Origin of the sequence: Lysobacter antibioticus HS124, assembly GCF_000336385.2 — a bacterium.
GTDB lineage: Bacteria > Pseudomonadota > Gammaproteobacteria > Xanthomonadales > Xanthomonadaceae > Lysobacter > Lysobacter firmicutimachus.
Map to the genome: position 1 here is coordinate 1 of NZ_HG424603.1, position 20,709 is coordinate 20,709.

Genomic DNA, 20,709 nt, shown 5'->3' on the forward strand with positions numbered 1-20,709 from the left:
TGCCGGCGGCGTTGGCGGCCTGGGCGGCGGCGTCGCCGGCCTGCTCGGCGGCGGTGGCGGCCTCAGCGGCTTCGTTCTTGGCTTCTTCGGTCTTGGTGCAAGCCGACATTGCCAGGACGGCGGCGGCGAGCAGGACGTAGAGATGGGTCTTCATGAGCTGTCTCCTGAGGAGTTGTCTGAGAAAAACGTCTGGGTGGATCTGTCAGGCAACGCCAGTGCTCGCAGCGGTCCGGCAAGCCGGCTTCGATCGTTCACTGACCTTACGGAAAAAGCCGCCGGAGAACCGGCGGCTTTCCCGTTCGACGCGACAGAATCGCGTCGGAACTTGAAGCGATATCGCGCGAGGCGATATTACTTCTTCGCTTCTTCCTTGGCAGCTTCCGCCGGAGCGGCAGCGTCCTTGGCAGCGTCGGCAGCGGCGCCAGCGGCGTCGGCAGCGTTCTTGGCCGCGTCAGCAGCGGCGTCGGCAGCGGCCGGGGTGGTGGCAGCGGCAGCGGCGTCGGCCGAGGTGGCGGCGGCGTCGGCGGCGGTGGCAGCGGCGTCGGCCGAAGCAGCGGCGGCGTCGGCGGTGGCGGCGTCGCCAGCGGCGGCGGCGGTGTCGGCAGCGGCCTGGGCTTCGGTCGAAGCGGCAGCGGCGTCGGCCGAAGCCTCTTCAGCGGCCTTCTGGTTCGAGCAAGCGGCCAGGGCCAGGCCCAGAGCCAGGGCGATCAGCGCCTTGTTGAAATTCATGATTCGGATTCCTCGTCGTTTAGTTAGGCAACGCGCAGTTGCGCGCCGATAACATGATGACAAGCCGGTGACGTGTGTCAAGCGGCCTGCCGGGTTTTTTTGTGCAACGCGTTTTTAACTTTTTACACCAACTCGATCGCAATAGCGGTGGCTTCGCCGCCGCCGATGCACAGCGAAGCCACGCCGCGCTTGCCGCCGCGGATGCGCAGGGCGTTGATCAGGGTGACCACCAGGCGAGCGCCGCTGGCCCCGATCGGATGCCCCAGCGCGACCGCACCGCCGTGCACGTTGAGCTTGTCGTGGGGGATGCCGAGGTCCTTCATCGGCGCCATGGCGACGCAGGAAAAAGCCTCGTTGACTTCGAACAGGTCGACGTCGGAGACGCTCCAGCCGGCCTTTTCGAGCACGTTTGAAATCGCTTTCACCGGCGCGGTGGTGAACCATTCCGGCGCCTGGGCGTGGCCGGCGTGGGCGACGATCCGGGCCAGCGGGGCGAGGCCGCGCGCGGCGGCTTCGTCGGCCGACATCAGCACCGCGGCGGCGGCGCCGTCGGAGATCTTCGACGAGGAGGCGGCGGTCAGCACGCCGTCCTTGCCGAACGCCGGGCGCAGGCCCGGAATCTTGCTGACGTCGATCTTGCCCGGCTCTTCGTCGCTGTCGACCACGGTGTCGCCCTTGCGGCCCTTGACCGTCACCGGGACGATCTCGTCCTGGAAGTGGCCGGCGCTCTGCGCGGCCTGAGCGCGCTTGACGCTTTCCTCGGAAAAGGCGTCGATCGCGGCGCGGTCGAGGCCGTACTTCTCGCAGGCGGCGTCGCCGAACACGCCCATGGCCTTGCCGTCGTAGGGATTGGTCAGGCCGTCCCAGGCCATGTGGTCGAGGAACTCGGCGCTGCCGTAGCGGATGCCGGTGCGCGAGTTGTTGAGCAGGTGCGGGGCATTGGTCATCGACTCCATGCCGCCGGCGACGACGACCTTGGCCGAGCCGGCCTTGATCAGATCGTGGCCGAGCATGATCGCCTTCATGCCCGAGCCGCAGACCTTGTTGATGGTGGTGCAGCCGGCGGCGGTGGGGATGCCGGCGGCGAGCGTGGCCTGGCGCGCGGGCGCCTGGCCGAGGCCGGCCGGCAGCACGCAGCCCATGATCACCTCTTCGACCTGGTCGGCGGCGACGCCGGCCTGCGCCAGCGCACCGGCGATCGCGGCGCTGCCCAGGGTCGGAGTCGGGACGCCGGTGAACTGGCCGAGGAAGGAACCGATGGCGGTGCGCTTGGCACCGACGATGACGACGTCGCTCATGGGGCGAGACTCCGGGTTCTGTGCGGGCCGGCGGGGGCCGGCGGGTCGTAGGGTGCCGGCCGGGGCCGGAATCCGCGAATTATGCGGCGCCGTGCTGCAGCGCGGCAAATTCGGCACGGCGACTAACGAAAAATCAACAAACGACCCGGGCCAGCCGGCCGGCGGCTGAATGCCCGAGCCGGCGAAAACCGGCTTTTCCCGCTCAAGATCGCCGCTTCCCGACCGCTCCGCGGCCGGCCGCCGGGCCGCCCCCGCGGGTCGCCCCGGGGCGCCGGAACGCGCGCATGAACCGGTGATTGTCCGTGCCGTCGGCTTGGACTAAAACGTGACCGAGCGCAGCCCTTCCGCAAGGGTGCGGACGCTGCGCCGTCCGACGGGGGTGTGCGATGCAACGATTCGCAGCGGCGGCGCGCCACGGTTCGCGCCTGAGCCTGTCCGCATGGGTCCTGGCCCTGGCCGCCTGCGGCGGAGGCGGGGGAGGCGGCGGCAACGTCCGCAACGACCCGCCGCCGTCCTCGCCACCGCCGACCACCCCGCCGCCGCCGAGCCCGAACCAGCCCGCGGCCGACGCTCACCTGAGCCTGACCAATGCCCGCGCCGCGCACAGCCTGGGCCTGACCGGCCAGGGCATCCGCATCGGCGTGGTCGACAGCGGGGTGCGCCGGACTCACCCGGCCCTGGCCGGCCGGGTCGGGCCGATGCTGCTCTACACCGATCCGCGGACCAACAACCACAGCATCGACGACGTGCTCGGCCATGGCACCTACGTCTCGCAGATCGCCGCCGGCACCCCGGTCGGCGCCTGGCCCGGCGGCATCGCCCCGGGTGCGCAGATCGTCTCGGCGCGGATCCTGGCCGACGTGCGCCCCAGCGACGACGGCTCCGGCCAGGGCAATCAGGCGACCAACAACGGCGGCCTGGACATCGTCAGCCGCGACCTCATGAACGCCGGCGTGCGGATCATGAACAACTCCTGGGGCGGCCTGTACTGGACCGGCGACCCCGTCACCCAGAGCTTCATCGCCGCCTACCAGCCTTTCATCGACAACGGCGGCCTGGTGGTGTTCGCGACCGGCAACGAGTCGCGGCCGGACCCGACCGACAACGCTTCGCTGCCCAGCCAGGGCGCCGGCGCCTCGATCCTGGAGCGCGGCTGGCTGGCCGCGGCGGCGCTGGACAGCAACAACCCGACCCAGCTGGCCAGCTACTCGAATGCCTGCGGCATCGCGATGCGGTACTGCCTGGTCGCGCCCGGCAACGTGATCGCCACCGGGGTCAACGATGCGGTCGGCAGCCCGACCTACTGGTCCATCCAGGGCACTTCGTTCGCCGCCCCCCAGGTGTCCGGCGCGGCCGCCCTGGTCTGGCAGGCGTTTCCTTATTTCAACAACGACCTGGTCCGGCAGACCCTGCTCGGCAACGCCAAGGATCTCGGCGCGCCCGGGGTCGACCCGGTGTTCGGCTACGGCCTGCTCGACATCGGCGCCGCCGTGCGCGGCCCGCGCCGCTTCGACTGGGGCGACGTCCGGGTGGCCTTCGACGGCAATTCGAGCTGGTCCAACCCGATCGCCGGCACCGGCGGTCTGATCAAGGAAGGCAGCGGCACCTTGCGCCTGGACAGCGCCGCCGCCCACAGCTACACCGGCGCGACCCAGGTCAACGCCGGCGTGCTGCGCTTGAACGACAACGGCGCGCTGGCCTCGCCGCTGGCGGTGCGCCCCGGCGCGCAGTTCGTCGGCGGCGCCGGCGCGCGGATCGGCAACCGGGTCGACAACCAGGGCGCGTTGCGCCTGGAGGGCGCCGGCCTGCGCGTCGACAGCGATTACCAACAAGGCGCCGGCGCGCAGTTGCAGTTCCTGATCGGCTCGCGTCTGGACGTCGGCGGCAGCGCCAGCCTGGCCGGCGGCGCGCACGTGCTCGGTCAGCTGCCGGGCTATGTGCGCTCCAGCCGCGAGGTGTTCCTCAACGCCGGCAGCGTCAGCGGCACCTTCGATTCGTTGAGCAGCGCGCCAGGCGTGTTCCTGCTCGCGACCCTGGGCTACAGCGGCACCCAGGCCTGGCTCGACATCGTCGCGCTCAACATCACCGCAGCCGCGCAAAGCATGGGCGTGCCGACGGCGGCATCGGCCGCGGCGCAGCGCCTCGACGGCGCGTTGGCCGGCTTGAATGCGGGCGCGGTCGCAAGCGGCGGCGACGGCGCCCAGGGCGCGTTCGGCGCCGGTTTGGGCGCCTTGCAGCACAGCGCCGACACGGCGCAGGCGCGACGCTCGCTGACCAGTCTGTCGGGCGAACTGCACACCGCCGACGCCGCGTTCGCGCAGATGGCGATCGAAGCCAGCCGGCGTGCGCTGGAATCGCGCCTGGATGCGCGGGCCCGGCAGCCGCAGGACGGCGCCTGGAGCGAGCGGCTCGACACGCAACGCGTCGCCGCCGGGCGCTACGACCTGGACATCGACGGCTGGATGCTCGGCCAGGACCGCCGCCTCGGCGCCTGGACCTACGGCGCGGCGCTGAGCCGCAGCGAGGGTCGGGCGCGCCACGCCGAATTGAGCGACCGCGAGCGCAACCGGCAGACCGAGGCGCAGCTGTACGCGGCCTGGAACGGCGAGCGCAACTACCTCTTCGGCCGTGCCGCATTCGGCTACTTGGACCGTGAGCTGCAGCGCGAAATCGTTCTGGGCGCCAGCCGCTTCGGCGTCGGCAGCGATTACGGCGAGCGCTATCTGCACCTGGGCCTGCAGGCCGGCCGTCGCTACGGCCGCGATGCGGCCGCGCTCGTGCCCTATGTCGGCGCCGAGCTCATGCGCCTGCAACGCGAGGGGTTCGACGAGCCCGGCGCGCTCGGCTTCGGCCTGCGCAGCCAGGCGGCGAGCCTGCAGGCGACCCAGGCGCTGGCCGGCCTGCGCCTGCAGCGCGAGGGGCAGTGGGGCGGCATGCGCTGGCGCTGGGACGCGCGCGCCGAATGGCAGCGCCGGCTGAGCCTGCGCGGCGGCGACATCGCCGCGCGCTTCACCGCGATGGAGGTGTGGGCGCCGATCCTCGGCGAGCCGCTGCCGCAGGAGGTGGCTCTGTTCGGCCTTGGCCTGGACCTGCGCCTGCCGCGCGCCGGCGCGCTGCGCTTCGATCTCGACCAGCGCTACGAAGACGGCGAGCCGCGCTTCGGCGCGATGGCGTGGTGGAGCTATCCGTTCTGACCAAGACGCTGGCGCCGACCGCAAGCGGCGCAGGCCTGCTGTAGGAGCGGCGTGAGCCGCGACGAAGAAGGCGCAGGAAGGCCAATGGCATCGCAATCGGCCGAAGCCCGGTACCGTCGCCTGCTTGCGGTCCGCCTCGTTGCCGATGTGCCGCGGTCGCGGCTCACGCCGCTCCTACCCCGAACCTGCGAAGCGAACGGCAATGCCGGGCGCAAACCAAAACGCCGTCGCGGTTGCGACGGCGTTTTGGTTGCAGCGACCGCGGGACGAGGGCGAGGCTCAGCTCTTGCCGTCGAACAGCTCGCGGCCGATCAGCATGCGGCGGATTTCGTTGGTGCCGGCGCCGATCGCGTACAGCTTGGCGTCGCGCAGGATCCGCCCGGTCGGATACTCGTTGATGTAGCCGTTGCCGCCCAGGGTCTGGATCGCTTCCAGCGCTACCTGCACCGCCGCGTCGGAGGCGTGCAACAGGCACGAGGCGGCGTCGACCCGGCTCTTGTGCCCGGCGTCGTAGTCGCGCGCGACCTGGTAGGCGAAGGCGCGGCTGGACTGCAGCGCGGTGTACATGTCGGCGATCTTGCCCTGCATCAGGCCGAAGGTGCCGATCGCCACGTCGAACTGCTTGCGCTCGCGCACGTAGGGCAGGGCGATGTCCAGCGCCGACTGCATCAGGCCCAGCGGGCCGCCGCTCAGCACCAGGCGCTCGGTGTTGAGGCCGCTCATCAGCACCTTGACCCCGTGGTGGACCTCGCCGAGCACGTTCTCGGCCGGGATCTCGCAGTTCTCGAACACCAGCTCGCAGGTGTTGGAGCCGCGCATGCCCAGCTTGTCCAGCTTCTGCGCGGTGCTGAAGCCCTTCATGCCCTTTTCGACGATGAAGGCGGTCATGCACTTGCTGCCCGCGTCCTTGCCGGCGGTGCGCATGTACACGATCAGCACGTCGGCTTCGGGGCCGTTGGTGATCCACATCTTGTTGCCGTTGGCGACCCACACGCCGTCGCGCAGCTCGGCTCGGCAGCTCATCGAGCCGACCACGTCCGAGCCGGCGCCGGGCTCGCTCATCGCCAGCGCGCCCTTCCATTCGCCGCTGCACAGCTTGGGCAGGTACTTCGCGCGCTGCGCCTGGTTGCCGTTGGCGTACAGGTTGGACACGCACAGGTTGGAGTGGGCGCCGTAGGACAGGCCGACCGAACCGGACGCGCGAGAGATCTCCTCCATCGCCACCAGGTGGGCCAGATAGCCCATGTCGCTGCCGCCGAACTCGCCCGGCACGGTCATGCCGAGCAGGCCCAGCTCGCCGAGCTTGGGCCACAGGTCCTGCGGAAACGCGTTGTCGTGGTCGATCTGCGCCGCGCGCGGTGCGATCTCGGCTTCGGCGAAACGGCGCACGGCATCGCGCAGCGCGTCGATCTCTTCACCCAGGGGAAAACTGCGCATATCAGCCCTCGTAACGAATCAGCGGCCGCCCATTGAGCGGTTGGAGGTTGCGGTTGTTGCGGCGGTAGTGCGACAGAAAACCGTCGATCTGCCGTTGCGACATGGTCACCGGCGCCGGCATCACGTACCACTCGACATTCTCCGTCAGCGGCGGGGTCGTGAGCGAGCCCAGGTAATGGTAGTAAGCGTGCGATTTCGGCAGCAGGCCCTCGATGTCGATTTCGTGCTGGGCCGGCTTGCGCCCCGGTTGCAGTCCGTCGAGCACGTCCTGCGCGACCGGATTGGCCTGGCCGTGTTCATACATCACCCCGATCACCGCCAGCCGGCCGTCCTGGGCCTTGAACACGAAATGCCCTTCCAGCGGGTAGTGCCTGCCGTCCAGGGTGTGTTCGCTCTGCGAGTGGAAGTGGAACTGGGCCAGCTTGAAATGGCGGCCGCGGATCGTGGCCTCGGTGGCGTGAGTGTCGACCTGCACCGCATGGCCGTTGTCTTCGACCTTGTCGACCGGGCCGTGGGTATGGCTGAACTCGATCGCGCCCGGCTCGGCCGCATCGGCGGCGACGGCGCTGGCGGTGACGATGTCGATCGGCGACTGCGACCTGGCCGATGCGGCCTGCCAGGACTCCTGGCGATCGTAGTCGTAGACCTCGTGGTGGCCGGCGGCGGCCGGTTCGTTGGCCTGCACGGCGCAGGCGCCGGCGAGAGCGAGGGACAGGGCGACGGACAGAATGAGGGGTGGGGCGATGGCGAGCTTGGGCATGGCGGGCTCCAGGGGCTGGCGACGCGAACGCGAAACGGACACACGGCGAAAGGCGCGTCATGCTAAACGCAGCGACGCGCCGTCCCCCTATGTCGGATGCGACGACGGGGCCGTTCGGCCCCGTCGAAGTGGATCAATGGCCGCCGCGGATGCGGCCGCGGAAGCTCGGCGTGCTGCGCCCGAGCGGCAGCTTGAGCTTGCCGATCGCGCTGATGCGCTCTTCGGCCAGGCGGTCGGCGGCGGTGTAGGTCGGGATGCTGTCGCGCTCGGCGATCTCGAAGATGCGGCCGAGGTTGTGGTAGATCGTGCGCATCATGCGCATGGCGCGCTCGCGGTTGTAGCCGTCGAGCTCCAGCGCCACGTTCATCACGCCGCCGGCGTTCACGGCGTAGTCCGGCGCGTACAGGATGCCGCGCTTGGCCACTTCGTCGCCGATGGCGTTGTTGGCCAGCTGGTTGTTGGCGGCGCCGCAGATGATCTTGGCCTTCAGGCGCGGCAGGGTCTGCTCGTTGACGGTGCCGCCCAGCGCGCACGGCGAGTACACGTCGGCGTTGACGTCGTAGATCTCGTCCAGGCCGACCGCTTCGGCGCCGTAGTCGGACACGGCCTTGTCGACCAGGCCCTTGTTGATGTCGGTGACGAAGATCTTCGCGCCGCGCTCCTTGAGCAGCTTCACGAATTCCATGCCGACGTGGCCCAGGCCCTGCACGGCGTAGCTGTACTTGCCGACTTCCTCGTCGCCGAAGCGCTTGTTGAGCGCCGCCATCAGGCCCTGCAGGGTGCCGTAGGCGGTGAACGGCGACGGGTCGCCCGAACCGCCGTGGACCTGGTGCACGCCGGTGACGTACTCGGTCTCGCGGTACACGTATTCCATGTCGTTGACGTCGATGCCGACGTCTTCGGCGGTGATGTAGCGGCCGCCCAGCGAATCGACGAACTTGCCGAAGGCGCGGAACAGGGCTTCGGACTTGTCGGCCGACGGGTCGCCGATGATGACCGCCTTGCCGCCGCCGATGTTGAGGCCGGCGACCGCGTTCTTGTAGGTCATGCCGCGGCTCAGGCGCAGCACGTCGTTCAGCGCGTCCTGCTCGGTCTTGTACGGCCACATGCGCAGGCCACCCAGGGCCGGGCCGAGCACGGTGTTGTGAATCGCGATGATGGCCTTCAGGCCGGCGTCCTTGTTATGGCAGAAGACGACCTGCTCATGGCCGAAGGTGTCGAGGGTTTCGAAAATCATCGGGTGCTCCGAACCGGCGCGGGCTGCGCGTAGCGCTGGCGACGCCAGGTGGTGTGTAAGTCGTTGAATGGGAATGGATTGGCCTGTACGCCGGGGCGTCAGGCCCGGCGTAGCGCGGCGTAGTCTAATGCAATCGGCCAGTACGGCTAGGTATTGCAAGGCTTGCGCGGTCGTGGCTGGCAGGGGCGCGAGCCGCATTCAGGAAAGTCCGCGGCAGGGTCGCGGGCGGTCGCTGTGTCGGTGTCGGACCGGCGGTGGCTGTGCGGGTTCGACGTCGCGTCGCGGGGTTTTCGCGCGTGCGTTCGTGCGTCGGCGCAAACCGCAGCCGTCGCGCGGCCGAGCCGGGCGCAGGCGGACTTTGCCGCGGCTGGCTGTTGGCGCACGGGCAGCGGCCTGTGCGGTCCGTCGCGCACGAGCGTTCGGACCGGAGCCGACGACGGCCGGTCTGTCGCATGGCTTGCCTCGATCCAAACGCGGGCAACCCATAGCGATCGCGTCGTGTTCCGCGCGATGCGCGGTGGGCGCGACGCGATCCCAAAACACTGCGCCCGCATCCGGTCGGCCGGCGTTGCACGACGCGAGCGGACGACGGCGATGGAGCGCTGCGGATCGAGCGGTCGCACGGACCTGCGACTGAGGCGGAGGGAGTTAAACCGCACGAGACTGTTCGAAGCGCCCGTCCGCAATAGGACGGCGTAATTCTTCTAGCTGGCGCCGATGTCCGCGTCGCCCGCGCGAGCGCGTTGGCTTCGATTGCCGGGATCGAGGCTCACGTCTCAGGACCTCGTTACGACTTCGCAAGGACCGCGACGCGTCGCCTGCGCGACGCGAGCGAGCCGCCAGGGCGGCATCAGGGAACGGTCGCGACGCGGTCCGGCGCCGACCGGCCAGCCGGGGGGCTCGGCCGGCCGGCGCTTATCTGCCGGGCAGGGACGCAGGGCGCTCGCCGCGTGAGGGCATCGGCATGACGTCGACGCCCTCGTTCGAATGCCCTGCGCTCCATGCCGCTCACGCGGAAGAGCAAGCGCGAGCCGGGCTCGGCGATCGATGCCCAGTGCCTGGTTTCCGGCGCCTCGCGTGCCGCGTCGTGGCATCCGGCGGTCTGCTCAGCGACGGACCCAGTAGCCGTCGCGCAAGCGCCAGCCGGGGCCGTGATGATTCCAGCGCGGACCGACATAGACGTAGCCCGGCCGCGCCCGCAGGTAATGCCCGCCGACCCAGACATAAGCGCGCCCGTTCCAGCGCCAATGCCCCGGCGCCCAGGCGTAGCCGGAGCGCGGCCTGATCCGCTCGTAGCGCGGCGGCGGAGGCGCTACCCGCACCACGTCCACATCGATATACGTCCGCGCTTGCGCCGCTGGCGCGTGCACGCCCGCCATCGTCGCCACGCCGAGCACCGCCGCCGTCATCCACGCACGCATCGCCATCGTCGTTCTCCTCGTACCCGGCGGCCACCCGCCGGTCATCGGACACAACGCCGGCCGCGTGCGGTCTGTTGACCCGGTCTCGCGCGCCGTTCAGACCGCCGTCGGTTAACTGAAGCCACGCTGCGCCAGGGAGGCCAGCAGAACAGTGGTAGAAGCGGCGCGAGCTGCGACTGTGTCGCGATTGGCGTCGCCGCCCCTGCCATCGACGTTCGATCCATCCGGGGCTGCGCCGCCGCTCACGGTTTCGCGGTCGCGGCTCGCGCCGCTCCTGCCCCGGACTGCACGGTTGCGGCCGCGACCTGCGTCGCAGCCGCGGTTTCTTCGCTGCAAACCCGCCTAGCACCATCCCCCACCGCACGGCAAGCCCGCGAACGCGGGCGCCCGCGCGGAGCTACAATGCGCGCAGCCCGCAACGCGTATCGAGATGCCCATGAGCACCACCGCTGCCAACGTTCCCGCCGCTCAGCCCGACGCCACCCCGCTGCGTTTCGTCACCGCCGCCAGCCTGTTCGACGGCCACGACGCGGCGATCAACATCATGCGTCGCCTGATCCAGGGGCAGGGCGCCGAAGTCGTCCATCTCGGCCATAACCGCTCGGTCGAGGACGTGGTCCGCGCCGCGCTGCAGGAAGACGCCGACGGCATCGCTCTGTCCAGTTACCAGGGCGGCCACGTCGAGTACTTCAAGTACATGATCGACATGCTCAAGGAGCGCGGCGCCGGCCACATCCGCGTGTTCGGCGGCGGCGGCGGCACCATCACGCCGGAAGAGATCCGCGAACTGCAGGCCTACGGCGTCGAGCGCATCTACCACCCCAACGACGGCATGCACATGGGCCTGGTGGCGATGATCGAGGACGTGGTGCGCCGCGCCAGCGACGCGCGCTTGCCGACCGAAGACACGCCGCCGGTCGCGCACATCGACGACGAGATCAGCATCGGCCGCACCCTCAGCGCGATCGAAGAGAACGCCCTCGACGAGGCGCAACTGGCGCACCTGCGCAAGCAATGGCAGCTGGCCGGCGGCAAGACTCCGGTGGTCGGCATCACCGGCACCGGCGGCGCCGGCAAGTCCTCGGTCACCGACGAACTGCTCAACCGCTTCCTGGCCCATTTCCCCGAGATGCGCATCGCGGTGATCTCGGTCGACCCGACCCGTCGCCGCACCGGCGGCGCGCTGCTCGGCGACCGCATCCGGATGAATTCGCTGCGCAGCCATCGCGTCTACATGCGCTCGATGGCCACCCGCCGGCAGAACTCGGCCACCAACACCGTGCTCAAGGACTGCATCGGCTTCCTGCGCAGCCTGGGCTACGACCTGGTCATCGTCGAAACCGCCGGCATCGGCCAGAGCGATTCGGAGATCGTCGACCTGGTCGACTTCCCGATGTACGTCATGACCAGCGACTTCGGCGCGCCGAGCCAGCTGGAAAAGATCGACATGCTCGACTACGCCGAGCTGGTCGTGCTCAACAAGTTCGACAAGCGCGGCGCCGAGGACGCGCTGCGCGACGTGCGCAAGCAGTGGAAGCGCAACCGCGTCGCCTTCAGCACCCGCGACGAGGACGTCCCGGTCTATCCGACCATCGCCAGCCAGTTCAACGACCCGGGCATCAGCTGGATGTTCGTCAACCTGTGCCGGTTGCTGCGCGAGAAGCTGGGATTGGGGAGTGGGGATTCGGGATTGGGCAACAGCCGCTGCGATTATCAGCCGCAGGTCGATACCTCGCTGAAGGAGCCGCGCGCGACCGTGCTGATCCCGGGCAGCCGGGTGCGCTACCTGGCCGAGATCGCCGAGCAGGGCCGCTCGATCAACAAGCAGATCGGGACCCAGGCCGAAATCGCCGACCGGGCGCAGTCGTATTGGCAGTCGCTGCGCGATCTGGAAGACGGCGCCTTGCCCAAGGCGCTGGATCTGTATGCCGGCGAAGCGCTGCTGGCCGACGGCCAGGCCGCCGACCGCACCCTGCTGACCCTGCGCCAACGCTACAACGACGCCGTCCAATCGCTCACCTCCGAAGCGCTGAAGCTGCTGCGCGACTGGCCGGCGCGGCTGAAGTCGATCACCGACGAGGTCAACGAGTACAAGGTCCGCGACAAGGTCATCCGGGTCGAGAACTACCGCGAATCGCTGAGTCACCAGCAGATCCCGAAGATCGCCGCGCCGACCTACAAGAGCTGGGGCGAGCTGCTGACCTTCCTGCAGAAGGAAAACCTGCCCGGCTATTACCCCTACACCGGCGGCGTCTACCCCTACCGCCGCACCGGCGAAGACCCGATCCGCATGTTCGCCGGCGAGGGCACTCCGGAGCGCACCAACCGTCGCTTCCATTATCTCAGCGTCGGCCAGCCGGCCGCGCGCCTGTCGACCGCGTTCGACAGCGTCACCCTGTACGGCGAAGACCCGGCGGTGCGCCCGGACATCTTCGGCAAGATCGGCAATTCCGGGGTCAACATCGCCTCGCTGGACGACATGAAGAAGCTGTACTCCGGCTTCGACCTGTGCGCGCCCAGCACTTCGGTGTCGATGACCATCAACGGCCCGGCGCCGATCATCCTGGCGATGTTCATGAACACCGCCGTCGACCAGCAGGTCGAGAAGTACCTGCGCGAGGACCAGTCGCGCTGGGACGAGGCGCGGGCCAAGATCGACGCCCTGTTCGAGGGCCGCCAGCGCCCGCAGTACAGCGGCCAGCTGCCCGAAACCAACGACGGCCTCGGCCTGGGCCTGCTCGGCGTCACCGGCGACCAGATCGTCGACGCCGAGACCTACCAGCGCATCCGCGACAAGACCCTGGCCACCGTGCGCGGCACCGTCCAGGCCGACATCCTGAAAGAGGACCAGGCCCAGAACACCTGCATCTTCAGCACCGAGTTCGCCCTGCGCATGATGGGCGACATCCAGCAGTTCTTCGTCGACAAGAACGTGCGCAACTTCTACTCGGTATCGATCTCCGGCTACCACATCGCCGAAGCCGGCGCGAACCCGATCAGCCAGCTGGCCTTCACCCTGTCGAACGGCTTCACCATCGTCGAGTACTACCTCGCCCGCGGGATGAAGATCGACGACTTCGCGCCCAACCTGTCGTTCTTCTTCAGCAACGGCATGGACCCGGAGTACACCGTGATCGGCCGCGTCGCCCGCCGGATCTGGGCCCGCGCGATGCGCGAGCGCTACGGCGCCGACCCACGCAGCCAGATGATGAAGTACCACATCCAGACCTCGGGCCGCTCGCTGCACGCCCAGGAAATCCAGTTCAACGACATCCGCACCACCTTGCAGGCCCTGTACGCGCTGTTCGACAACTGCAACAGCCTGCACACCAACGCCTACGACGAAGCCATCACCACCCCGACCGAGGAAAGCGTCCGTCGTGCGGTCGCGATCCAGATGATCATCAACAAGGAGCTGGGGCTGAACTTCAACGAGAACCCCTGGCAGGGCAGCTTCATCGTCGACAAGCTCACCGACATCGTCGAAGAGGCGGTGTACAAGGAGTTCGAGGCGATCAGCGAGCGTGGCGGCGTGCTCGGCGCGATGGACACGATGTACCAGCGCGGCAAGATCCAGGAAGAAAGCCTGTATTACGAGCACAAGAAGCACGACGGCAGCCTGCCGCTGGTCGGCGTCAACACCTTCCTGCCCAAGGATCACGGCGGCGACATCGTCACCGAGATCGAGCTGATCCGTTCGACCGAAAGCGAGAAGGGCCAGCAGATCGACAACGTCCAGGCCTACCAGGCCGGCCGCAACGGCTACGCCGGCGAAGGCCTGCGCGGCCTGCAAGCCGCCGCGCGCGAACGCCGCAACGTGTTCGCCAGCCTGATGGAAGCGGTCAAGACCCACAGCCTGGGCCAGATCAGCCACGCCCTTTACGACGTCGGCGGCGAGTACCGCCGCAACATGTAAGCCGGCGCTCCCGCACCGGCTGCGACGAAAGGCCCGCGCAAGCGGGCCTCTTCGTTTCCGCGCCGCAGCCCTTGTAGGAGCGGCGTGAGCCGCGACAGCCGAAGCGGTGAAACACCGCGTACTCACCCGAATCGACCGATCGCCAAGCTTCGCGGCGGCACCGCCGCGGTCCGAGCCTCGGCGGGAGACGCTTGCGACCCTCGCTTCGGTGGTCGCGGCTCACGCCGCTCCTACAGGGGGGCGGCGCACAGACAGCGGCCACGAAACCGCCAGGGCAGGAGCGGCGCAAGCCGCGACGCCGATCACGCCGCCGCCGCGCGCAGCGCGCACGCGAACCGCGCTCGCCCGCACGAAGTCGACGACCGCTCGCCGCACCTCGCCAGGACTGTGCCGCAAGCCCGTTCGTTCATCGCGAATCATGCCGGCCCTCTCAATCGCCCTATCGGGGTTCTGGGAAGATCGCCGCGCCTCACGGCACCGGCGACGCGGGGGCGTCGCCGGCATCCCTCTTTCAGGAGCGGTCTTATGGCTATTCCGCTGCGACGGCTGCGCGCCGTCGCTCAGTGCGTTTGCGTATTGGCTGGACTGGCGCTGGCGACGACGAACGTCGCGTCAGCGCAAACGAAAACGCCGCCCGCCGGAAAAACCGCGGGCGACTTCCGCATCGGCGTCGAGCCGCGCATCGTCTCCAGCAGCCGTGAAAGCTCGGTCGCGACCTTTGTCGTGCTCGACAGCATCGACCGGTTCGAGAAAGCCGCCGCGCTTACCGTGTCGAACCTGCCCGCCGGCGTCAGCGCGAAGTTCGCGCCGGCTGCGCTGGCCGCGACCGCCAACGGCAGCTCGCGTTCCAAGCTCACGTTGAACGTCGCCGCGGACGCGGCGGCCGGCACGTACCCGATCACCGTCATCGGCCGCTCCGGCGACCTGGTGCGCAGCACCACGGTCGATCTCGTCGTGACCGCCGACGCCGGCTACAAATTGGTGCTGTCGGGCACCCAGCACGTCACGCCCATCGGCGGCAGCAGCCAACTGCCGGTCACCGTCGTCGGCACCGCGTTCAACGCGCCGGTCACTTTGGGCGTGAGCGGCCTGCCGGCCGGCGTCCGCGCCGCGTTCGGCCTCAACCCGGTTTATCCCGGCGCCAAAGCCGCAGTCAATTCGACCCTGACCCTGCAAGCCTCCGCGCAAGCGGTGCAGGGCGTGTATCCGCTGACGATCACCGGCACGTCGGGCGGCACCGTGCGCAGCGCCCGGATCGACCTGTACGTCAATCCGGCGCCGGATTTCACGCTGTGGACGGTCGGCCGCAGCCGCGCCTTGGTGGCGGTGACCCAGCAGGCCGGCATCAGCGGCTGGCTGGAGATCAACGCGCGCCCGCTGCATGCCTGGAACCAGCCGATCGCGTTCTCGATGGAAGGCTTGCCGGCGGGCGTGAATGCACGCTTCAGTCCCACGGTGGTCGACCCCTACGGCCCGACCAGCATCGCCTTTACCGCCAGCGCCGATGCCGCGCCGGGCATCTACCAGGCGAACGTCGTGGCCACGGCCGCGTCGGCGACCCATCGCCTGCCGGTGCAGGTGACGGTGCTGCCGTACATCGACCCCAACCGCCTGCCCAACGAACTCACCCGCGTCGGCATGTCCCTGCGCGCCGGCGAATCCCTGTTGTTCAACATCATGAAACCGGAAGGCTACGCACCCGGCTTCTATCTCAACACCCAAGTCGGATTCGGCACCGGCCGCGGCACGCTGTACGTGCGCGAAGGCGCGCCGCCGACCGACAGCGAATTCCACTGCCGCACTTCGGGCTTGTGGAGCACGTTCTGCCGCGTCGAACGCAACCCGCAGGCCGAGTTCCCGCTCACGTACTTCCTGCGCCTGAAAGCCGATACGGACATCGAAGGCGCCAGCGTGATGGCGGCCTACGGCGCCGATTACGACGCCCGCCCGCGGGCGCTGTTCGCCAACCCGACCGACTACCTGATCAACGACAACACCGTGATCGAAAGCCCGCTGACGGTCGGCGGGGCCAACGGCAACGGCGGCATCGCACGGGTGAGCTACCGCGTCAGCCACCCACACCGCAGCGATCTCAAGATCGAGCTGATCGCCCCCGACGGCCGCGCCTACCTGCTGCGCGACCACCACAACGGCCCGATCAATCCGAGCCCGGAACTGCGCCTGGACCTGACCGACCAAGTCGCCAACGGCGTGTGGAAGCTGCGCGTCACCGACGACGTACTCGGCGGTTCCGGCACCTTGCTGCACTGGACGCTGGATTTCTTCCGCACGCCGTAGCGCTGCCCGACGTCGCCCCGGCCTTTGCCGTTCCCCTCTGCCGCCTGCGGGAGAGGGGAACGAGTGAGGGTCACCCCGACGGAACGCCCTGCCAAAACGCGCCGCACCAAAGCTGTCGCCGTGTCCCTCTCCCGCTTGCGGGAGAGGGGCCGAGGTGAGGGCCTCCCGATCGAGACGATCTCCACAACCGCACGCGCCCCCGGCCGCCACCGCATCGGTCTCTCCCCGAAACCCGGACTGCCCGTGCGGCGCCAATACGGCCGACTACAATGCGCGCATGGAACGACTCCGCGCGTTGCTGGCGCAAATCGAACACGACCCCGCACTCGCACGGCCCGACGGCGTCCCGGCGCGTTTGGACGCCCTCGACCGCATCGACGCCTGCCTGCCTCATGCCGCTGCCGACCTGCGCCAAGCCGCCCAGGCCGCCGTCGACCGGCTCGAAGCGCTCAACGCGGCCTTCTACGGCGACTTGCGCGAAGACATCCGCAGCGGCCGCGGCGCCGCGCGCCTGCTGCACTACGCGACGGCCTGGGCGCGCGAGGCGCCCACGCACGACCCGCAAGCCTACGACCTGCTCGACGAGCTGATCGCCGGCGTACTGCCATTCGCCGAACCGCAAGCGCCGCAAATCGCGCTGACGCCGGACATGGTGTTCTACCAGCCGACCCCGGCGCGCCATGCCCTGACGATGATCCGCGACAGCGGCCTCGCCGCCGGCGACGTCCTGGTCGACCTCGGCTCCGGCCTGGGCCACGTGCCCTTGCTCGCGGCCATCTGCACCGAGGCCGAAACCGTCGGCATCGAACTGGAACCGGCCTACGTGGCCTGTGCGCGCCAGGCGGCCCTGGCGCTGAACCTGGCCAACGCGCGCTTCGTCGAAGCCGACGCGCGCCATGCCGACCTCGCATCCGGCACCGTGTTCTACCTCTACACGCCGTTCAAGGGCGCGATCCTGGCCGAAGTGCTCGAACGCCTGCGCGAACACGCTGCGCGCCGCGCGATCCGCGTCTGCGGCTTCGGCCCCTGCACAGCGACGCTGGCCGCACAGCCCTGGCTGGTCCGCCAGGACGTCGGCGACGCCTACGGCCCGGCGGTGTTCCGCAGCGTCGACGCCTGAGCCGGGCACCCACCGCGCGGGTGAGCGAGGCGTGCCGGCGCCTGCGCCCGCCGCGCGCCGGACCGCCGCACCCGTACCCGCGCGCCGCTGCTCCGCGATAATGCCCGCATGACCATCGTCCTTACCGACTTCGCCCGCCCGCGCCTGTTCCCGCGCGAACCGCGCCGCAACACCATCCAGGACATCACCCCGGAGCAGTTCGAGCGCCACCTCAACGACCACCTGCCGCTGAAGGTGCTCGACGGCTACGCCCCGTTCTGCAAACTGCACGTGCACCGCAACTGGACCCGCACCCGCTGCCTGGCGGTGCCGATCACCGACGCCAACCGCCACCTGCTGCGCAGCGGCTACGAGGCCCGCACCCAGGACGAACTGCCGGTGCTGGTGCGCTGGTTCGAGGGCCTGGACCCGCCGGTGGCCGAGTACCTGATCGTCATCCTCTACAGCCGCGAACAACTGGCCAAGGAAGGCACCGCCATCGACGCCGACTGGGGCGTGGTCGGCTGCATGTACACCGCCGAACCGGTCGAAACCCCGATGGCCCCGATCACCATGATGCGCAATGCCCTGGGCGTGGAAGAGGGCGGCTCCGGCGTGCCGCTCGACCGCGAGGCTTACCGGCGCAGCGTCGAGTTCTGGAGCGCGCACGCCAACTGGCGCGGCTGAGCGCCGAAACCGCGCACGGCTCGCATTGCAACGCCGCCGGATTCGTCGTACACCGGGCAGCGCTCGCCTTCGAAGGAAGCCCCGCATGGACCGAACCACCGCCGGCTGCCTGTGCGGCCAAGTCCGCGTCGTCGCCACCGGCCGGCCCTACCGGGTCGGCCTGTGCCACTGCCTGGACTGCCGCAAACACCACGGCGCCCTGTTCCACGGCTCGGCGATCTTCCCCGCCGACGCGGTCAGCGTCGAAGGCGACACCCGCCACTACCGCAACCGCCACTTCTGCCCCAACTGCGGCTCGCCGGTATTCGGCCGCAGCGGCGACGAAGTCGAACTGAACCTCGGCGCCCTCGACGCGCCCGACCAATTCCAACCCACCTACGAACTGTGGACCGTGCGCCGCGAATCCTGGCTGCCGCCGTTTCCGCTGGCGCATAGTTACGAACGCAATCGCGAAAGTGCGGGGCGGTACGAGGACTAGACCAAACAGGCGAGTTGGCACATTCGTCCACGCATCGCCAACGTCGAAACACGGCCTGACGCGGCACGACCGCAACCCACGGTTGCGAGTTTCGTTCGTTCAACGCGATCGATCGAACAATTTGCGCCGAAACCGCCGCGCAAGGCTTGCCAGCCGGCCCCGGGATAGGGGATTTTTATCCGGCCCCAATGCCCCGCTCAGGAAGAGGACACCGCATGTGGCTATTCAAGGCCAAGCTGCCGCCCCCGGAAGTCCCGTCCAGCTTGCGCGAATTGCTCAAGGACTACCCGGGGCATGTCGAAAGCTTACAAACCGTCCTGAATGAATTCGCACAGCCGACGCCCCGAGCGCAGCCCTTGGACGAGGCCATCTGGGCACTTCAGAACCGGCTCGACTGTTTCCTTCAAGAGGCCGTTCGACAGCTGGAAGCCGCGCGGGCTGACCGAAACCCCGTGTTGTTCGACGAGGCCGAACGCGCAAGATCGACGATGGGCCGCGCGCTGTTGAGCTTCGACAGCGATCCCGACGGGCTTGGGCGTTACTTCAAGCTGCATAAGAAGGCATTCGAATGACCTCCCAAGAGCGCGTGTTGGACACAAGCATCGGCGAGATGATTTTCTGGGATCGGATCGTTCCCGATAGCGGCATGGAGCAGGCCTCATCCCACTCCCAACCCCGGGCGATCTTCTTGGTGGGCCAGCCGGGCGCCGGGAAAAGCGCCCTGATAGGCATGGCGAAAGCAGAGTTGGGCAACGATCTGATCATGATCGACCCGGACAGGCTCCGCAGCTATTGGCCGGGTGTGCGCGAGCTGCGCAACGCGAGCCCATACAACTGGTCTCTCGACACCGACCCTGATGTCGGTCTATGGGCCGCTGCCTTGCAAGAGGTGGCGGTTCGAGGCCGTAAGAACATCATCGTCGACACCACGTTGAGCGACGCGGAAAGCCTGCTCGACCAGATACGGTTACTGCAGTCCGAGCGCTACGAAGTTCAAGTCCGAGTCGTGGCCGTGCATAGATTGGAGAGTGAACTCGCCGTCGATGCGCGCTTCCTGAGTGGCTTCCTCAGGGACGGTCACGGTCTTTATCACCAAGAAACCTTGCGTAAGCAGTCCTACGAGAACATGCCAAGCAACCTGGACCGTGTGCGCGGCCAAGCAGAAATCCCGATCCGCATCTTCAATGGCGATGGCCTGGAGCTCTATGACGGCCGCATCAACCCAGTGCCGCCCGGAGCGGTGCTTGAGCAAGCGCGCGAGGCCCGGCTTGCCGATCCCAAAGTCACCAAGGCAGTGCATAGGGGGTTAAAAAAACAATCGGCCCTGCACCGAGACCTTCCCGAGATACTTGCTCGCATGACCGAGCTGCCGATGCCATGACGTGGGAGTTTTGAAGTCGAACTGATTCCTTCCGAAGACATCCGCCTGGTTTTCAGCCAACCATTCGCGAACCTGGCCTCGGCGAGAGGTGCACCTCTACCGCGTCGGCCACTCAAATCCTGGGTCCGCCGCGCACCTCGCCAGCATGAAGACCGCCGACGCCCAGTCGACCCAGGTGGAAGAACGCTACCGCCAAGTAGAGACGACGCGGTTGGCGCAGAGCGAGCAGACGCAGCGAGAGCAGCAGGAGCAGGTGCGGAGTCAGGGTGTTGCGGGGCAGGGTGGGCCTAGGATGATGGCGTAATGACGCCTCCGACATCCTTGAGGAAGGAGGCGGAGTGGCGCGGGTGCGAAAAGAAGAATGGCCGTGCTAACGGTTGGTTCAAAGGCATTGGCTGGATAATCGTCACTCTCCACAGTCATAAGCAAGTGACAAACGAGAGCGGCACCGGCTTGGCAGAACTGTATGTGCAGCGCGGACCTAGTCGAAACGCTAATGGCTTCTATCACAATGATGCGTAACACTTTGAATCTAGAAGAGTGCGATCCGGCGTGTAGCCAGGTAGCGGATCTTGTGTGGCATCGAATTCAAGCAGTGCCAATTTGGCTGAGTAGGAGTTTGTGCAAGGCTCTGGTTGCGCCTTTAGCAGTATAGGCGGAGCGAAAAGGATGGGCACGTCTAGCAAAAATGGCCTGAAATCTATTCAGTCGTCGAATGGGTTGTCTACAATCAGCCTGAGGTCACTTGCTAAAGCGGTGATGTGACAGAGGTCA

The 20,709-nt window shown here is 68.3% G+C and carries 14 protein-coding genes; 8 read left to right on the plus strand and 6 right to left on the minus strand.

Annotation, left to right across the window (positions count from 1 at the left end; all coding sequences use genetic code 11):
* Window positions 1–351: 351 nt before the first annotated feature.
* Window positions 352–729, minus strand: coding sequence for a hypothetical protein (locus TX83_RS21155; protein WP_064749966.1), 378 nt, complete (start codon window positions 727–729; stop codon window positions 352–354).
* A gap of 122 nt (window positions 730–851) precedes the next feature.
* Window positions 852–2,027 carry a thiolase family protein gene (locus tag TX83_RS21160; RefSeq protein ID WP_064749967.1) on the minus strand — a complete coding sequence of 392 codons (1,176 nt, stop codon included), beginning with the start codon at window positions 2,025–2,027 and terminating at the stop codon, window positions 852–854.
* 386 nt (window positions 2,028–2,413) lie between these two features.
* Here TX83_RS21160 and TX83_RS21165 point away from each other — a divergent pair, with 386 nt between their 5' ends.
* Window positions 2,414–5,221 (plus strand): S8 family serine peptidase, encoded by a 2,808-nt coding sequence (locus TX83_RS21165; RefSeq protein ID WP_064749968.1) that lies wholly within the window; start codon window positions 2,414–2,416, stop codon window positions 5,219–5,221.
* Window positions 5,222–5,500: 279 nt separating this feature from the next.
* Here TX83_RS21165 and TX83_RS21170 read toward each other — a convergent pair whose 3' ends face one another.
* The 4 genes from TX83_RS21170 to TX83_RS21185 form a co-directional block, all read right to left on the minus strand.
* Window positions 5,501–6,658, minus strand: coding sequence for an isovaleryl-CoA dehydrogenase (locus TX83_RS21170; RefSeq protein WP_064749969.1), 1,158 nt, complete (start codon window positions 6,656–6,658; stop codon window positions 5,501–5,503).
* Between the two features lies 1 nt (window position 6,659).
* Window positions 6,660–7,418: a carbonic anhydrase gene (locus TX83_RS21175; protein WP_064749970.1), complete on the minus strand. Its 759-nt coding sequence runs from the start codon at window positions 7,416–7,418 to the stop codon at window positions 6,660–6,662.
* A 133-nt stretch (window positions 7,419–7,551) separates the two neighbouring features.
* Window positions 7,552–8,655: a Glu/Leu/Phe/Val dehydrogenase dimerization domain-containing protein gene (locus tag TX83_RS21180; RefSeq protein ID WP_064749971.1), complete on the minus strand. Its 1,104-nt coding sequence runs from the start codon at window positions 8,653–8,655 to the stop codon at window positions 7,552–7,554.
* A 1,106-nt stretch (window positions 8,656–9,761) separates the two neighbouring features.
* Window positions 9,762–10,082 carry a YXWGXW repeat-containing protein gene (locus TX83_RS21185; protein ID WP_064749972.1) on the minus strand — a complete coding sequence of 107 codons (321 nt, stop codon included), beginning with the start codon at window positions 10,080–10,082 and terminating at the stop codon, window positions 9,762–9,764.
* Window positions 10,083–10,512: 430 nt separating this feature from the next.
* On the opposite strand from TX83_RS21185, the gene TX83_RS21190 reads away from it, so the two are divergent.
* The 7 genes from TX83_RS21190 to TX83_RS21220 all read left to right on the plus strand — a co-directional run bounded on the left by TX83_RS21190 (window position 10,513) and on the right by TX83_RS21220 (window position 19,935).
* Window positions 10,513–13,992, plus strand: a complete 3,480-nt coding sequence (locus tag TX83_RS21190) for a methylmalonyl-CoA mutase family protein (RefSeq protein ID WP_064749973.1) — start codon at window positions 10,513–10,515, stop codon at window positions 13,990–13,992.
* A gap of 84 nt (window positions 13,993–14,076) precedes the next feature.
* Window positions 14,077–16,290 (plus strand): proprotein convertase P-domain-containing protein, encoded by a 2,214-nt coding sequence (locus TX83_RS21195; protein WP_186442675.1) that lies wholly within the window; start codon window positions 14,077–14,079, stop codon window positions 16,288–16,290.
* Between the two features lie 277 nt (window positions 16,291–16,567).
* Window positions 16,568–17,410 carry a class I SAM-dependent methyltransferase gene (locus tag TX83_RS21200; RefSeq protein ID WP_064749975.1) on the plus strand — a complete coding sequence of 281 codons (843 nt, stop codon included), beginning with the start codon at window positions 16,568–16,570 and terminating at the stop codon, window positions 17,408–17,410.
* A 108-nt stretch (window positions 17,411–17,518) separates the two neighbouring features.
* Window positions 17,519–18,076 carry a DUF3228 family protein gene (locus TX83_RS21205; RefSeq protein WP_064749976.1) on the plus strand — a complete coding sequence of 186 codons (558 nt, stop codon included), beginning with the start codon at window positions 17,519–17,521 and terminating at the stop codon, window positions 18,074–18,076.
* An 85-nt stretch (window positions 18,077–18,161) separates the two neighbouring features.
* Window positions 18,162–18,554 carry a GFA family protein gene (locus TX83_RS21210; RefSeq protein ID WP_064749977.1) on the plus strand — a complete coding sequence of 131 codons (393 nt, stop codon included), beginning with the start codon at window positions 18,162–18,164 and terminating at the stop codon, window positions 18,552–18,554.
* A gap of 215 nt (window positions 18,555–18,769) precedes the next feature.
* Window positions 18,770–19,126, plus strand: coding sequence for a hypothetical protein (locus tag TX83_RS21215; RefSeq protein ID WP_064749978.1), 357 nt, complete (start codon window positions 18,770–18,772; stop codon window positions 19,124–19,126).
* Window positions 19,123–19,935: a zeta toxin family protein gene (locus TX83_RS21220; RefSeq protein WP_064749979.1), complete on the plus strand. Its 813-nt coding sequence runs from the start codon at window positions 19,123–19,125 to the stop codon at window positions 19,933–19,935. Before TX83_RS21215 ends, TX83_RS21220 begins: the two co-directional genes overlap by 4 nt.
* The last annotated feature ends 774 nt before the right edge of the window (window positions 19,936–20,709 follow it).